Genomic DNA, 15,848 nt, shown 5'->3' on the forward strand with positions numbered 1-15,848 from the left:
GCTTCTTCATCCCATTCGACAACTCCATCAGACGGTTCATCCATGGCAGCAGTGATTTGCGGTTCGCTCGCGTTCGACACGATCATGACCTTCGAAGGCCGGTTCGCCGACCAGATCCTTCCGGACCAGTTGCACATCCTCAATGTGTCGTTCCTGGTGCCCGGCCTGCGGCGTGATTTCGGCGGCTGCGCGGGCAACATCGCCTACAGCCTGAACGCGCTCGGCGGCAACGCGCTGCCGATGGCCACCGTCGGAAGCGACGGCGGCTCCTACGTGGAGCGGCTGCGTTCGCTCGGCATCAGCACCGAGTTCGTCCGCCAGGTCGACGACACCTTCACCGCGCAGGCGATGATCATGAACGACCGCGACAACAACCAGATCACGGCGTTCCACCCGGGCGCGATGCAGCAGGCGCACATCACGCGCATCGCTGCGCGCGAGGACATCCGCATCGGCATCATCGCGCCCGATGGCCGCGACGCGATGCTGCAGCATGCCGAGCAGTTCGAGGCCGCGGGCATTCCGTTCGTGTTCGATCCGGGCCAGGGGCTGCCGATGTTCGACGGCAAGGAACTGGCGCATTTCGTCGATCTCGCGAGCTGGGTGGTGGTCAACGACTACGAAGGCAAGATGCTCTCGCAGCGCACCGGCTGGAGCCTAGCCGAGATCTCCAGGCGCGTGCGCGGGCTGGTGGTGACGCTCGCAGCGGAAGGCTGCGAAGTCTGGACAGGGGGCGAGCGCGAGCACATTGCGGCAGTGACGCCGACGGCCGTGGTCGAGCCGACCGGCTGCGGCGACGCATGGCGCGGCGCGCTGCTCTACGGGCTGGAAAAAGAATGGCCGCTCGCTCGCTGCGCGGCACTCGGCAATCAATTGGGCGCGCTCAAGATCGCCCAGCGCGGCCCGCAGAATTACAGCGTGGATCGCAAATCGCTCGGCCTCTGATTTCGCCCCGTACCCAACAAACAAAAAAGCCCGGTGCGTGAACACCGGGCTTTTTCTTTGACAGCGACTGATCGAATCAGGGCTTGCTGGCCGTGGGGAACGGCCAAGCTGCCTGGGGATTCAGTGTCGTCTGGGCTGCAGGCGCGGCAGCGGGGGCTACGGCAGGAGCCTTCGCGGGGGCCTTGGCCTTCTTGGCAGCAGGCTTCTTCGCTGCTTTCTTGGCGGCGGGCTTCTTGGCCGCAGCCTTTTTCGCAGGGGCCTTCTTGGCAGCGGCCTTCTTCGCCGGCGCCTTCTTGGCTGCTACCTTCTTGGCAGGGGCCTTCTTCGCCGGCGCCTTCTTGGCTGCTACCTTCTTGGCAGGGGCCTTCTTCGCCGGCGCCTTCTTGGCGACGACCTTCTTGGCCGCTACCTTCTTGGCGGGGGCCTTCTTGGCTGCAGCCTTTTTCGCCGGAGCCTTCTTCGCAGCGGCCTTCTTGGCCGGCGCTTTCTTTGCAGTTGCCATTTCTATTTCTCCTTGATCAAGTTGAAAAAATCAACCTCTTGAAGCACTCCGCGCATGCTTGTCAGCGCGAAGCGATCCATGGTGTTGGGGCCAGCCCCAGCGCCATGAACACCGACGCCCTACCGATGCCGCACTCTTCGGTGCAGTCTGTCGGCAAGGGCAAGTTCTGAACTCACGTTGTTCTTGTCGAAACTTTCAATCCCAGGAGAGCGCACCACCCGACTGATACTCGATCACACGGGTTTCGAAGAAATTACGCTCCTTCTTCAGATCAATCATTTCGCTCATCCACGGGAAGGGGTTTTCCTCGTTCGGGAAGAGCGTTTCGAGGCCGATCTGCTGCGCGCGCCGGTTGGCGATGTAGCGCAGATAGCCCTTGAACATGGATGCGTTCATGCCGAGCACGCCACGCGGCATGGTGTCTTCGGCATATCGGTATTCGAGCTCGACGGCCTTCAGGAAGAGGGCCTTGATCTCGGCCTTGAACTCGGCGGTCCAGAGGTGCGGGTTCTCGAGCTTGAGCTGGTTGATCAGGTCGATGCCGAAATTGCAGTGCATCGATTCGTCGCGCAGGATGTACTGGTACTGCTCGGCAGCGCCGGTCATCTTGTTCTGGCGGCCGAGCGCAAGGATCTGCGTGAAGCCGACATAGAAGAACAGGCCTTCCATCAGGCAGGCGAAGACGATCAGCGACTTGAGCAGCTTCTGGTCGTTCTCGGGCGTGCCGGTGTGGAAGTTCGGATCGCTGATGGCGTCGATGAACGGAATCAGGAACTGGTCCTTCTCGCGGATCGACGGGATCTCGTTGTAGGCGTTGAAGATCTCGCTCTCATCGAGGCCGAGCGATTCGACGATGTACTGGTAGGCGTGCGTGTGGATCGCCTCTTCGAACGCCTGGCGCAGCAGGAACTGGCGGCATTCGGGCGCCGTGATGTGGCGATAGGTGCCCAGCACGATGTTGTTGGCGGCCAGCGAATCGGCGGTCACGAAGAAGCCGAGGTTGCGCTTGACGATGCGGCGCTCGTCTTCGGAGAGGCCGTTCGGGTCCTTCCAGAGCGCGATGTCGCGCGTCATGTTCACTTCCTGCGGCATCCAGTGGTTGGCGCAGGTGGCGAGGTACTTTTCCCAGGCCCACTTGTACTTGAACGGCACCAGCTGGTTGACGTCGGTCTGGCCGTTGATGATGCGCTTGTCGGCCGCCTTGACGCGGCGTCCCTCCGCCACCGCGGGTGCGACGGAAGAAATTTGGGGAGCAATTTGCGAAGTCGGAAACTCCGACGAGCGGCCGACTTGCGCGCCGCTGTTCGATGGGTGCCGCAATCCTTGTTGAAGATTCGTTGGCAAGGAGGGCTTGACTTCTTCGTCCCAGGTCAACATAGAAAAATCCAATGCTCAAATTATGTGAGCAACGATGTGAGTTGCAAAGTGCTCCTACACATCGCGCTCCAATTATGTTGTCGTTATGTTGTTCGCATGCATCGCAATTTGTCGGGCAATGCCGCGAACGACGCCAACTTCATGCCGACATCACTGGCACGCTTCGCACGTCGGATCGTCGACGCCGCAGAACGCGATGTCGGTTGCGGGGATCGCATTCAATTGCGCTTGCGCTGCCAGAGCCGCTGCTTCGAGTGCGCTCATGCCGGACGACGAGGCATCGCTACCCGACGACACCGCGTTGAGGCGACCCGATTGAACCGTGGACTTCTCCGCATGCGTCGCGCTCTGCGTGCGCAGGTAGTAGGTGGTCTTCAGGCCGCGCAGCCATGCGAGCTTGTAGGTGTCGTCGAGCTTCTTGCCTGATGCGCCGGCCATGTAGATGTTCAGCGACTGCGCCTGGTCGATCCACTTCTGCCGACGCGCGGCGGCCTCGACCAGCCAGGTGGTCTCGATCTCGAACGCGGTGGCATAGAGCGCCTTGACGTCCTGCGGCACGCGGTCGATGGGGCGCAGCGAACCGTCGAAGTGCTTGAGGTCCATCACCATCACGTCGTCCCACAGGCCCAGGCGCTTGAGGTCGCGCACCAGGTAGTGGTTGATGACCGTGAACTCGCCGGAGAGGTTGGACTTGACCGAGAGGTTGCCGAAGCAGGGCTCGATCGAGGCATCCACGCCGATGATGTTGGAGATGGTCGCGGTCGGTGCGATGGCCACGCAGTTGGAATTGCGCATGCCGTCGGCCTTGATCTTCTGGCGCAGTTCGTTCCAGTCGAGCGTGGACGAACGGTCCACTTCGACGAAGCCGCCGCGTGCCTTCTCGAGCAGGTCGAGCGTGTCCAGCGGCAGCACGCCCTTGTCCCACAGCGAGCCCTTGTAGCTCGAATACTTGCCGCGCTCGCGCGCCAGCTCGGTCGAGGCCCAGTAGGCGTAGTAGCAGATCGCCTCCATCGACTCGTCGGCGAACTGCACCGCTTCCTGCGAGGCGTAGGGGATGCGCAGCTCGTACAGCGCGTCCTGGAAACCCATCAGGCCGAGGCCGACCGGGCGGTGGCGCAGGTTCGAATCGCGCGCCTTCTTGACCGCGTAGTAGTTGATGTCGATCACGTTGTCGAGCATGCGCATCGCGGTCGAGACGGTGCGCCCCAGCTTTTCCTGGTCGACCTTGCCGTCCTTCAGGTGCTGCAGCAGGTTGACCGAGCCGAGGTTGCAGACCGCGGTTTCGGTGTCGCTGGTGTTCAGCGTGATCTCGGTGCAGAGGTTGGACGAGTGCACCACGCCGGCGTGCTGCTGCGGCGAGCGGACGTTGCAGGCGTCCTTGAACGTGATCCACGGATGCCCGGTCTCGAACAGCATCGTGAGCATCTTGCGCCAGAGGTCGGTCGCCGGGAGGGTGCGGCTGGGCTTGAGGTCGCCGCGTGCGGCCTTCTCTTCATAGGCGACGTAGGCGGCTTCGAACTCGGCGCCGAACTTGTCGTGCAGGTCGGGCACGCTCGAGGGCGAGAACAGCGTCCAGTTGCCCTTTTCCATCACGCGGCGCATGAACAGGTCGGGAATCCAGTTCGCGGTGTTCATGTCGTGCGTGCGGCGGCGGTCGTCGCCGGTGTTCTTGCGCAGCTCGAGGAATTCCTCGATGTCGAGGTGCCAGCTTTCGAGGTACGTGCAGACCGCGCCCTTGCGCTTGCCGCCCTGGTTGACCGCGACCGCGGTGTCGTTCACCACCTTGAGGAAGGGCACGACGCCCTGCGATTCGCCGTTGGTGCCCTTGATGTGGCTGCCGAGGGCGCGCACGCGCGTCCAGTCGTTGCCCAGGCCGCCGGCGAACTTCGACAGCAGCGCGTTTTCCTTGATCGACTCGTAGATGCCGTCGAGGTCGTCCGGCACCGTGGTGAGGTAGCAGCTCGACAGCTGCGAGCGCAGCGTGCCGCTGTTGAACAGCGTCGGCGTGCTCGACATGAAGTCGAAGGACGACAGCACCTCGTAGAACTCGATGGCGCGGGCTTCGCGGTCGATCTCGTTCAGCGACAGGCCCATCGCGACGCGCATGAAGAAGGCCTGCGGCAGCTCGATGCGGGTCTTGCGCACATGCAGGAAGTAGCGGTCGTACAGGGTCTGCAGGCCCAGGTAGTCGAACTGGTGGTCGCGCTCGGGCTTGAGCGCGGCGCCGAGGCGGGCCAGGTCGAACTGCAGCAGCTTCTCGTCGAGCAGCTCGTTGTCGACGCCCTTCTTGATGAACTGCGGGAAGTAGTCGGCATAGGCCTGCGCGCGCTCGGCGGGCGGCACTTCGCGGCCGATGATTTCCTTGAAGATCGTGTGCAGCAGCAGGCGTGCGGTCGCGAAGGTGTAGTCGGGGTCCTTCTCGATCAGCGTGCGGGCGGCGAGGATCGACGCCTTGTAGACCTCGTCGAGCGGCACGCCGTCGTAGAGGTTGCGCATCGTCTCGGCGACGATCGGCTCGGCGCTGATGCTCTCGCCCAGGCCGGCGCAGGCGGATTCGATCAGGCCCTTGAGTTCGCCGAGGTCGAGCGCGACACGTTCGCCGCGGTCGAGCACATGCAGCGTCGGCGCCGCGGGCGCTTCCTGCTCGCCCTGCTTGGTGCGCTCCTGCGCGCGGCGCTCGCGGTAGAGCACGTAGGCGCGGGCGATCTCGTGGTGGCCGCCGCGCATCAGGCCGAGCTCGACCTGGTCCTGCACGTCCTCGATGTGGAAGGTGCCGCCGCCCGGGCGCGAGCGCATCAGCGCGCGCACCACGTTCTGCGTCAGCACGTCGACGGTTTCGCGCACGCTGGCCGAAGCGGCACCCTGGGTGCCGTGCACGGCCAGGAAGGCCTTCATCATGGCGACGGCGATCTTGTTCGGCTCGAAGGGCACCACGGCGCCGTTGCGGCGAATGATCTGGTAGTTGGCGAGTGCATTGCCGGTGGGCGAACCGGCAACGTCACGGTTTTGCGGCGTCGAGGGTACGGCGCGGGGGGTGGAAGGGGTGTTCAGGGCAGTTTGCATTCAATCCTCGTTTGGCAAATTCTTGTGGGACGGCGGAGCCGCTCTGGCCTTTGTTTCCGGCTGTAAACGTCTGGCAGGGGCACACTATATCTAGGGTCCATTGGGTCTACAACCCACTAGATATAGTGTTTTCCACAAACAACAACCACTGTGAAATTCGCTCGGCGGCGGGTGATGGGGCGGCGGGGCCGCTTCCCGGTTGGCTCAAGGTAGCGCGACCCCCGATCCATGGGCGTTTGCGGCGGATTTGGGCCTGGAAAGCGCATGGTTGCTGCGCCTGCGACTTGCCGGTCGCGGCTTTGTTGTGGCGCAGCATGGGCGCATCGCCCGCTGCGGCGCGATTGAAAAAATCTTCAGGGATCCGGCGTGGCGGCTGGGAACATCGCCCGGTCCCAGCCCAGTTGCTCGCGCAGGAGGCGCCAGTCGAAACCCGGTCCGGGATCCTGCTTGCGGCCCGGTGCGATGTGCTCGTGGCCCGCGACGAAGGCCGTCGGGTAGGCCTGCGCGATGGCGGCGCACAGGCTCGCGAGGGTTTCGTACTGCGCGCTTTCGAAGGTCTCGCCTTCGAGCCCTTCGAGCTCGATGCCGATCGAGTCGTCATTGCAGTTCGAGCGTCCGCGCCATGACGAGGCGCCCGCATGCCAGGCCCGGTCGTCGCAGCTCACGAACTGCCAGAGCTCGCCGTTGCGCCGCACATAGAAATGCGCCGAGACCTCGAGGCCGCGGATCTTGTCGAAGTAGGGATGCGCATCCCAGTCGAGGCGGTTCGTGAAGAGCTGCTGCACCTCGTCGCCGCCATACTGGCCCGGCGGCAGGCTGATCGAATGCACGACGATCAGGTCGACCTGCGCACCCGCGGGCCTCGGACCGAAGTTGGGCGAGGGCAGGGGCCGCGCGAAGCGATACCAGCCGGACTGCCAGAGGCCGCGTGCCGGATCACTCATCGCCGCCGGGACCGTTGGCGTCGTCGCCGTTGGGCGTCGTGATGCCCAGGCGCGCGATGCGGTAGCGGATCTGGCGCAGGCTCAGGCCCAGCCGCGCGGCGGCGGCGGTGCGGTTGAAGCCGGTTTCCTGCAGCGCGCGCACGAGGATCTGTCGTTCCTGCTCGTCGAGGTAGCTCTGCAGGTCCGGCGGCACCGTGGCCGGCGCTCGAACCGATGCGGCCGGTGTGGCCGGCGCGGCCGCGGGTGCCGGCGGGAGCACTGCCGCCGGCTCGAGCGGCGCGGGCTCGAGCGGCGCGGGCGCGCTGGTCGTCCCCATCAGATCGACGCAGAGCACGTCACCCTCGCTCAGGGCCACCGCGCGGTGCAGCAGGTTCTCGAGTTCCCGCACGTTGCCATTGAGGGGATGCGCGGCCAACTGCTGAAGCACCTCGGCCGAAAGGGTGGGTGCCGGCATGCCGGCGTCGCGCGCGATGCGGCCGAGCAGCGCATGGCAGAGCGACGGCAGATCCTCGCGGCGGTCGCGCAGCGCGGGTACCGCGATCTCGATCACGTTGAGGCGATAGAAGAGATCCTGCCGGAAGCGGCCGGCCTGGACCTCCGCGTGGAGGTCCTTGTGGGTGGCGCTCACGATGCGCACGTCCACCGCGTCTTCCTGCGTCGAGCCGATGGGCCGCACGCTGCGTTCCTGGATCGCCCGCAGCAGCTTCGACTGCATCGCCAGCGGCAGGTCGCCGATCTCGTCGAGGAAGAGCGTGCCGCCGCGCGCCGCCTGGAAGTAGCCGTCGCGGTCCTGCGCGGAGCCGGTGTAGGAGCCTTTGCGCGCGCCGAAGAACTCGGCTTCGAGCAGGTTCTCGGGGATCGCGCCGCAGTTCACCGCCACGAAAGGCCCGTCGCTGCGCTGGCTGCAGGCATGCACCGCTCGCGCCACCAGTTCCTTGCCGGTGCCGGACTCGCCGCGCACCAGCACCGGCGCCATGCCGCGCGCGACCTTGGCGATGCGCGCCTTCACGAGCCGCATCGGTTCGGACTCGCCGACCAGGCGATCGAGCGCCGCTGCGCCACTGGCGCCGATCGCGCCGATGGCGGGCGTCGTCCTGCCGGCTTCCTCGGCGGCCTCGGCAGTCCCTGCGGGGCGCGGCGGTTTCGCGGGCGCCGCGGTCTGCGGCGGTGCCTGCACGGCCGATGCCACCACCGAGCGGAACTGCTTCAGGTCGACCGGCTTGGTGAGGTAGTCGAAGGCGCCGGCCTTGAGCGCCTCGACCGCGTTCTCGGCCGAGCCGTAAGCGGTCATGACCACGCAGCGCTCGCTGCGCTGGTCCTGCTGGATGCGCTGGAGGATCTGCATGCCGAGGCCGTCGGGCAGCCGCATGTCGGTGATCACCGCGTCGAAGCGCCCGGCATCGAGGTGCTCACATGCCTCCGAGACGCTGCCCGCCGCTTCGACGCGATAGCCCTCGCGCAGCAGCGTCAGCTCGTAGAGCGTGCGCAGGTCGGGCTCGTCGTCGACGACCAGGATCTGCGCGGGGCGCGCTGCGGACGGGTTGGGAATGCTCACGGCCCTATTGTGTCAGCCGGCTTTCGGCCGGGGCAAATGCGACGAAGAACTCGTTGCCCTCGGGGCCGCCCGGCGACAGGGCACGTCGCTCGTAGCCGATCATGGCGCCGTGGCGCTCGCACAGCTCGCGGCAGAGGAAAAGACCGAGGCCGCTCGAGCGGCTCTCCGACGAGAAGAAGGGTTCGAACAGGTGGCGCTGCACCGCCGGTTCGAGCGGTGCGCCGTCGCTCCAGACCTGCAGGCTCGCGCGGCCCGCGGGGCTCAGGCGCGTGCTGACCTGGATCGAGCCCTCGCGATCGCCCGCATAGCGCGCCGCATTGTCCAGCAGGTTCACGAGGATGCGGCGCAGGTGCTCGACGTCGAAGCGCACGTCGCAGCCCGGCGCGTCGAGCGAGAGCAGCACGCCCTGCTGGTGCGAGTGCAGCACCCACTCTTCCGCCAGCGTGCGCACCGTCGGATCGAGGCTCACCTGCTCGGCCAGCGGCAGCACGCGCTGCTGCCGGGCGCGCGCCACGTCGAGCACGTCGTCGACGATGCGCGAAAGGCGCTGCGCGTTCTGCTGGACCATCGTGGTGAGCTGGCGGTGCGCCGGATCGACGAGGTCTTCGCCGAGCAGCGCGCTGGCCTGCGTGATCGCGGCCAGCGGGTTGCGGATCTCATGGGCCACCGCGGCGGACATCCGCCCCATGGCGGCCAGCTTCTCGGTGCGGATGCGCGCTTCGAGTTCGCGCAGGTCCTGCAGGAACATCACGCAGAGGCTTTCGATGCGCGCATCCCGGGACTGCGTGAGGCGCGTGCGCACGCGGACCTCGCGCGGCGTGCCTTGCGACTGCGCGATCGGGATCTCGCGCGCCTCTGACGATCGCCGCGCGAAGGTCTGCCGTGCGAGCGCGGCCAGCGGAACCCAAGCCGGGTAGGCGCTCAATGCGAAGGGCAGCGGAATCCGGGCCAGGCCCTGGCCGAGGATCTCGTTCGCGGCAGGGTTGGCGGCATGCACCTGCCCCTCGGCATCGACCACCAGCACGCCTTCGCTGAGCGTCTCGATCACCAGGTCGTTGAGCAGCGCGTGCATCTGCGCGGCGCTGCGGCTGCGTTGCGCCATCGCTTCCTCGCGCGTGAGCCGCCGGGCCAGCTCATGGGCCAGCAGTGCCACCACGAAGAGACCGGTCCCGGAGAGCGCCGCCTGGACGATGCGCGGCGAGGTGTCCGCGGGCTGCTCCAGCCAGTACCAGCCGGCGTGGCCGAGCAGCAGCAGCGTGGCGGCCGCGGTCGTGCCGAGCCCGACCGCGCTGGTGCCGAGCACCGCGCCCATCAGCACGGGCAGCGCGAACAGCGGCGTGTAGTTGATGCCGCCCACCTGCATCACCTGCAGCGCGGTGTAGGTGACGAGGTCGATGCCGATGGTGTAGAGCCAGGCGCCGCCGAGGCTGCGCATCGGCTTGAAGGGGGCGTAGCGCGCAGCGAGCAGGACCGCCGCCACGTAGGCCGACGACAGCGCTATCGCCGGCAAGTTCGTCGACTGGCCGAGCGCCAGCGCGATGCCCTGCAACAGCAGCAGCACCGCCGCGACGAAGCAGCGCGCCGCCATGAAGCCGCGCCAGAGCCGCAACTGGGCCGGGCTCTGGGTGCTGATGAATTTCTCGAGCGAACTCCAGTCCGTCGCCGGGTCGCCACGTGACCAGAGGGATGAGGTCATCCCTGCTCTTCGGCCGCCTTGCGGTGGGCCGCGCTGCAATAGATGCGGCCGGCGTTGCCGCGCACCGCGTCCGTCGCCGGAAGGTGCAGTCCGCAGTGGTCGCAGCGCACCATCTCCGTCGGCGCCCCCACGGCGGGACGGGGCGGCTGCGGCGGCGGCGGGCGCGAGCGCAGCTCCTCCTGCCGGCCTTTGCGCCAGAGCCAGATGGCAATGATGACGACGGCGAGGACCAGGAGGTATTTCATGCAGGCGCGCGCGACAGGACGACCTCGAGGACGAAGCGCGATCCGACATAGGCGAGCAGCAACATGGCCGATCCCGCGTACAGGACGCGCCGCGCGGTGCGGCCGCGCCAGCCGAAGCGCGCGCGGCCGATCAGCAGCACGGCGAAGGTGATCCACGCGAGGATCGAGAACACGGTCTTGTGATCCCACTTCCACGAGCGGACGGCGGCGCCGTAGAGCGTTTCGCTGAAGAAGATGCCCGCCAGCAGCGTGGCCGACAGCAGCACGAAGCCCGCGGCGACGAAGCGGAAGGTCAATCGCTCCATCGTGAGCAGCGGCACGCCGCTTTGCGATTCGGCCGCGAGGCGGATCTGCCGTTCGGCGCGCGTCATGAGCCAGGCGTGGATCACGGCGGCGCCGAACAGGCCGTACGAGGCGATGCCGAGCGCCAGGTGCAGCGGCAGCCACGGCGAAGCCGAAACATGCAGCGGCGTTCCCGGAAAGAGCACCGCGAGCAGAACGGCCGCCGCGCCCAGGGCGGCCAGCGCGCGGCGCACCTTGAGTTGCGGGTACAGGCGGCTTTCGAGGCCGTAGACCGTGAGCACCAGCCAGGCGGTCACCGAAATCGCCGGCGCCCAGCTGAAACGCGGGACGCTGCCGCTCAGGCCCTCGGCGAGCGTGCAGCCGTGCAGCAGCCACGCCAGCGCCAGCATCCATTGCGTGGAAGTCCGACTGAGCCGGGAAGACGCTGCGGCGGTAATGCCATAGGCGGCGGCGGTGGCGATGCCCAGTGCCACGCCGAGTGGGGAGGGGATCGCTAAAATCATTGATCGAGTTTAGCTCGCCCCCCAGCCCCGCCCACTTCGTGTGGCTCCGACACCCCCTGCCGGGGGGCGACACCGGCGGCCCGGCCAGGCCGGTTCCGCGGTGTTCCCCGGCTTTGAAAACCAGGTCCTCTCATGGCGACAGCTCTCGCTGAAAAGTTCTCCCGCCTCGTCAAGCACGTCAGCGGGCAGGCCCGCATCACTGAAGGCAACGTGCAGGACATGCTGCGCGAAGTGCGCATGGCGCTGCTCGAAGCCGATGTGGCGTTGCCGGTCGTGCGCGACTTCGTCGCCCGCGTCAAGGAAAAGGCGCTCGGCCAGGAAGTGCTCGGCTCGCTGAAGCCCGGGCAGGCGCTGGTCGGCATCGTCAACCGCGAACTCGCCGCGACCATGGGCGAGGGCGTGGCCGACATCAACCTCGCCGCGCAGCCGCCGGCGGTGATCCTGATGGCCGGCCTGCAGGGCGCGGGCAAGACCACCACCACCGCCAAACTGGCCAAGCACCTGATCGAGAAGCGCAAGAAGAAGGTGCTCACGGTGTCGGGCGACGTCTACCGCCCCGCCGCGATCGAACAGCTCAAGACCGTGACCCGGCAGGCCGGCGCCGAGTGGTTCCCGAGCACGCCCGACCAGAAGCCGCTCGACATCGCACGCGCCGCGCTCGACCATGCGCGCCGCCATTTCTTCGATGTGCTGCTGGTCGACACCGCAGGCCGCCTCGCGATCGACGAAGTGCTGATGCAGGAGATCAAGGAACTGCACGCGGCGCTGAACCCGGTCGAAACGCTGTTCGTGGTCGATGCGATGCAGGGCCAGGACGCGATCAACACCGCCAAGGCCTTCAAGGACGCACTGCCGCTGACCGGCATCATCCTGACCAAGACCGACGGCGACTCGCGCGGCGGCGCGGCGCTGTCGGTGCGGCAGGTGACCGGCGTGCCGATCAAGTTCGCGGGCGTCAGCGAGAAGATCGACGGCCTCGAAGTCTTCGATGCCGAGCGCCACGCGGGCCGCATCCTCGGCATGGGCGACATCGTCGCGCTGGTCGAGCAGGTCACGGCCGGCGTCGATGTGGCGGCGGCGCAGAAGCTCGCGGCCAAGGTGAAGAGCGGCGCGGGCTTCGATCTCAACGACTTCCTTTCGCAGCTTCAGCAGATGAAGCAGATGGGCGGCCTGTCGAGCATCATGGAGAAGCTGCCGACGCAGCTCGCCGCCAAGGCCACCGAGGCCGACATGACCCGCGCCGAGCGCGACATCCGCCGCAAGGAAGGGATCATCAACAGCATGACCCCGCTGGAACGCCGCAAGCCCGAGCTGCTCAAGGCCACGCGCAAGCGCCGCATCGCCGCCGGCGCGGGCGTGCAGGTTCAGGAAGTCAACCGCCTGCTCAACGAGTTCGAGCAGATGCAGGGCATGATGAAGAAGATGAAGGGCGGCGGCCTCATGAAGATGATGAAGCGCATGGGCGGCATGAAGGGCCTGCCGGGCATGGGCGGCGGCGGCGGACTGCCGCGCTTCTGACGTTCTGACGGCGCGGCTTCAGAGCCGCGCCGCCGGCACCTGGTAGTGGCGGTCGTCGAACAGGTCGATGCCGCACTGCAGCCTGTCCACCCAGTCGAAGAACTCCGCGATGGCCGGCCCGGCGATCGGTGCGCCGTGCTGCGGCACCAGCATCGCGATGTCCAGCTTGCGCGCCATGTGCGACCACAGGCGCAGGACCTTGTTGGACACCATGTAGCGGCGATGGAAGCCTTCCATGCGCGGGATGTGCGGGGGCAGGCTGAGGACCGGCTCGCGCGCTTCCCGTCCTGAAACCAGCGAGACGCCCAGATCGCCGGTGAAAAGGATCCGGCTGACCGGATCGTAGAAATGGAAGTTGCCCTCGGCGTGCAGGAAATGCGCGGGCAGCAGCCACAGCTCGTTGGCGCCGAGCGGCAGCCGGCCGCCGGCATCGGGCACCCCGAGGATGCGCCCGTCGGTCTTGCCGAGCTTGGTGAAGTGGGGTGCGAAGCGCTCCCAGATCCGGGAGATCACGAGCCTGGCCGGCGTGGACGTGAGCCACCGATCGAGCGAAGCGATGATGTCCGGGTCCGCATGCGACGCCACCAGATAAGACAGCCGCTGTGGACTGAAGTGACGGGACATGGCCAGGAACAGCTCGTTGAAGCCCTGGTTGCCGCCCGGGTCGAGGACGGCGCCGGTTCCGCTGTCCACGATGAGGAACTGATTCGCCTGGACCGACTGCTCGCCCCGGACCAGGTCGGTGAACATCAGGCAGACATGCTGGGCATCGCGGTACAACTCGACAGGTTCAAACATCAATCGCCGATTTCTTGACAAAGGGCACGAGAGTAGGGGGTTCCGGGCGCCGTCTGTCTGATGCACATCAAGGTAAGGTAACCAGCCGTTGTTGCGACCATGAAAAAAGCCCGCGATTGCGGGCTTTTCGGTGGCGGGTCGAGCGGCTCAGGCAGTGGTCGGCCGCGCCAGCCGCACCGCATGCATCCACGCACGCCGCAGCACGGCCGGCGAGCGCGATTCCTCGGGAATCAGCAGGAAGCCGCGATCGCGCAGCGAGTTGCCGAGGGCGATCTGGCTGGTCAGCACCGTGAGCGGGATCGCCAGCAGCAGGGGCAGGCCCACCGGCATCAGCCAGGTCAGCGCGCTGGCGTCGATCAGCGCGACGCCGACCGCGAGCGCGGCGATCACCAGCGTCATCGGCGCCAGTTGCTGGACCGCGACTCGCCACGGCACGGAGGCAGCTTCCCGCGGAGGCGACTTCCAGTCGAGCTTGATGCCCGTCAGCGCCACGACCACGAACAGCGAATGGGCCAGCATGCGGACCGGGGCCTGGACGATCGCCAGGGCGCTTTCGAGCGCAGCGCTCTTGATCAGGCCGCCGACGCCGCCGAACTGGCGCTGTTCATTGCGCAGCACCACGGCCACCACGCCCAGCACGCGCGGCAGGAACAGCAGGCACAGCGTCCAGACCCAGAGGCCGGCGAGCTCCATCGGCATGGCGAGCCAGTGCTCCACCACGCTCGAGCCGCTGAGCCACAGCGCGGTGCCCAGCGTGAGGAAGGCGAGCCACAGCGGCGCCGACGCGTAAGCCATCGTGCCTGTCATGAACATCGCGCGGTGGACCGGATGCAGGCCGGGTTCCGCCATCAGGCGCGCGTTCTGCAGGTTGCCCTGGCACCAGCGGCGGTCGCGCTGGAGTTCGGCCAGCAGGTCCGGCGGCTGCTGTTCGTAGCTGCCGACCAGGTCGGCCACCAGCCACACGTGGTAGCCGGCGCGGCGCATCAGCGCGGCTTCGACGAAGTCGTGCGACATGATGCCGCCCGACATGCCGCCCGTGCCGCGGATCGGCGCGAGCGCGCAATGTTCCATGAAGGGCTCGACGCGGATGATCGCGTTGTGGCCCCAGTAGTGCGATTCGCCGAGCTGCCAGAACTGCATGCCGAGCGTGAACAGGCGGCCGGTCATGCGCGAGGCGAACTGCTGGGCGCGGGCATGCAGCGTGACGTGGCCGATGGCCTGCGTCGCGGTCTGGATGATGCCGGCGCTGGGGTTGGCTTCCATCAGCTTGACCATCGAGGTCAGGCAGTCGCCGCTCATCACGCTGTCGGCGTCGAGCACGACCATGTAGCGGTAGTCCTTGCCCCAGCGGCGGCAGAAGTCGGCCACGTTGCCGGCCTTGCGGTGCGTGCGGCGCTTGCGCAGGCGGTAGTAGACCTCGACCTGCGGCTGGTTCGGGTTGTTCGCGTGGTTCTGGGCCAGCGCGGCGCGCAGGTCTTCCCAGGCGGCGCGCTCGGCGGCGGCGATCTCGGGCGTGTAGCTGTCGGAGAGCACGAACACGTCGAACTGCTTCGCGTGGCCCGTCGCGGCCACCGATTCGCAGGTTGCGCGCAAGCCGGCGAACACGGTCGCCACATCCTCGTTGCAGATCGGCATGATGATCGCCGTCCGCGCATCCGGGTTCATCGGGTGGTGCGCCACCTGCTTGGCCGAGAGCGCGTGCTTGTCACCGAACACCGAGACATAGAAGCCCATGAGGGCGGTCACGAAGCCGGTCACGACCCAGCCGGAGAGCACGCCGTAGAGCGCGATCTGGCTGTATTCGAGCCACAGGTTGTCGTAGTCGGGCTGCACGCGGGCGAACAGCGTCGAGGCGATGGCGGTGCTCATCACGGCCAGCGCGAGGAAGGCGAAACGGCGCTGGGCCGCGGCGCGCTGCCACGGTTGCTCGGGCGTGCGCTTCGCCTTGCTCTGCGCGGCGGCCGCCTTGGCGGCATGGCCGATGCCGAGCTTGACCAGGAGTGCGGTGCCGATGCTGTTCCAGAAGCCGCGCCACGGGCGGGGCGTCATGGAGCCACGGTTGATCGGAGGCGCCGTCACCGAGTTGGGATGGCGCTCTTCGCGAAGAAGGCCGCGGCGCGAGAAATCCGCGTCCGAAAGTACCTTCAGTTGGGAGAATTCGTTGGGCTTCATCCGCGACTCACCACCGTTGCTTGTCGACGGAGGGCGTGTCGCCGATTGCCGGATAACGCTTGAAAACGCAGTCCGGCGCGATACCGCTGGAGGCCTCGAGGGCTGCCAGCGAATGTCCCGCTGCGCGGGGGCGCGAGAGGGAAAACTGCTTTTGACGCAGGCCGTCGCGCTGCGGACGCAGTGCGAATGTGGGGCTGGAATGAGCTGTCATGCCGGTACAGGGGCAA

12 protein-coding genes are annotated in these 15,848 nt (G+C 67.0%); 2 read left to right on the forward strand and 10 right to left on the reverse strand.

Annotation, left to right across the window (positions count from 1 at the left end; translation table 11 throughout):
* Positions 1-42 precede the first annotated feature (42 nt).
* On the forward strand, positions 43-945 hold the full coding sequence (locus VAR608DRAFT_RS19625) for a carbohydrate kinase family protein (RefSeq protein WP_088955572.1): 903 nt from the start codon (positions 43-45) through the stop codon (positions 943-945).
* A gap of 76 nt (positions 946-1,021) precedes the next feature.
* Here the strand turns inward: VAR608DRAFT_RS19625 and VAR608DRAFT_RS19630 are convergent, their stop codons facing one another.
* From VAR608DRAFT_RS19630 to VAR608DRAFT_RS19665, 8 genes are all read right to left on the reverse strand, one after another.
* Positions 1,022-1,447, reverse strand: coding sequence for a histone H1-like DNA-binding protein (locus VAR608DRAFT_RS19630; RefSeq protein ID WP_088955573.1), 426 nt, complete (start codon positions 1,445-1,447; stop codon positions 1,022-1,024).
* Between the two features lie 195 nt (positions 1,448-1,642).
* Positions 1,643-2,824, reverse strand: coding sequence for a ribonucleotide-diphosphate reductase subunit beta (locus VAR608DRAFT_RS19635; protein ID WP_088955574.1), 1,182 nt, complete (start codon positions 2,822-2,824; stop codon positions 1,643-1,645).
* A gap of 150 nt (positions 2,825-2,974) precedes the next feature.
* Positions 2,975-5,887, reverse strand: a complete 2,913-nt coding sequence (locus VAR608DRAFT_RS19640) for a ribonucleoside-diphosphate reductase subunit alpha (RefSeq protein WP_088955575.1) — start codon at positions 5,885-5,887, stop codon at positions 2,975-2,977.
* Positions 5,888-6,240: 353 nt separating this feature from the next.
* Entirely contained in the window at positions 6,241-6,831 is a 591-nt protein-coding gene (gene ampD, locus VAR608DRAFT_RS19645) for a 1,6-anhydro-N-acetylmuramyl-L-alanine amidase AmpD (protein WP_088955576.1), read from the reverse strand.
* A complete protein-coding gene (locus VAR608DRAFT_RS19650) occupies positions 6,824-8,386 on the reverse strand; it encodes a sigma-54-dependent transcriptional regulator (protein WP_088955577.1) in 1,563 nt (520 codons plus the stop codon). The genes ampD and VAR608DRAFT_RS19650 overlap by 8 nt, the downstream gene beginning before the upstream one ends.
* Before the next feature lie 4 nt (positions 8,387-8,390).
* The gene (locus VAR608DRAFT_RS19655) at positions 8,391-10,082 is read right to left on the reverse strand and encodes a sensor histidine kinase (RefSeq protein WP_088955578.1); all 1,692 of its coding nucleotides are present in this window, start codon (positions 10,080-10,082) and stop codon (positions 8,391-8,393) included.
* Complete coding sequence (locus tag VAR608DRAFT_RS19660; RefSeq protein WP_088955579.1) at positions 10,079-10,327, reverse strand: PP0621 family protein; 249 nt, start codon at positions 10,325-10,327, stop codon at positions 10,079-10,081. Before VAR608DRAFT_RS19660 ends, VAR608DRAFT_RS19655 begins: the two co-directional genes overlap by 4 nt.
* Positions 10,324-11,133 carry a cytochrome C assembly family protein gene (locus tag VAR608DRAFT_RS19665; protein WP_088955580.1) on the reverse strand — a complete coding sequence of 270 codons (810 nt, stop codon included), beginning with the start codon at positions 11,131-11,133 and terminating at the stop codon, positions 10,324-10,326. The genes VAR608DRAFT_RS19660 and VAR608DRAFT_RS19665 overlap by 4 nt, the downstream gene beginning before the upstream one ends.
* 132 nt (positions 11,134-11,265) lie before the next feature.
* On the opposite strand from VAR608DRAFT_RS19665, the gene ffh reads away from it, so the two are divergent.
* Positions 11,266-12,651: a signal recognition particle protein gene (ffh, locus tag VAR608DRAFT_RS19670; RefSeq protein WP_088955581.1), complete on the forward strand. Its 1,386-nt coding sequence runs from the start codon at positions 11,266-11,268 to the stop codon at positions 12,649-12,651.
* A gap of 18 nt (positions 12,652-12,669) precedes the next feature.
* Here ffh and VAR608DRAFT_RS19675 read toward each other — a convergent pair whose 3' ends face one another.
* Positions 12,670-13,449 carry an MBL fold metallo-hydrolase gene (locus VAR608DRAFT_RS19675; RefSeq protein WP_172843877.1) on the reverse strand — a complete coding sequence of 260 codons (780 nt, stop codon included), beginning with the start codon at positions 13,447-13,449 and terminating at the stop codon, positions 12,670-12,672.
* A gap of 147 nt (positions 13,450-13,596) precedes the next feature.
* Positions 13,597-15,621 (reverse strand): glucans biosynthesis glucosyltransferase MdoH, encoded by a 2,025-nt coding sequence (gene mdoH, locus VAR608DRAFT_RS19680; RefSeq protein ID WP_088955583.1) that lies wholly within the window; start codon positions 15,619-15,621, stop codon positions 13,597-13,599.
* Between the last annotated feature and the right edge of the window lie 227 nt (positions 15,622-15,848).

Source organism: Variovorax sp. HW608, assembly GCF_900090195.1.
GTDB lineage: Bacteria > Pseudomonadota > Gammaproteobacteria > Burkholderiales > Burkholderiaceae_C > Variovorax.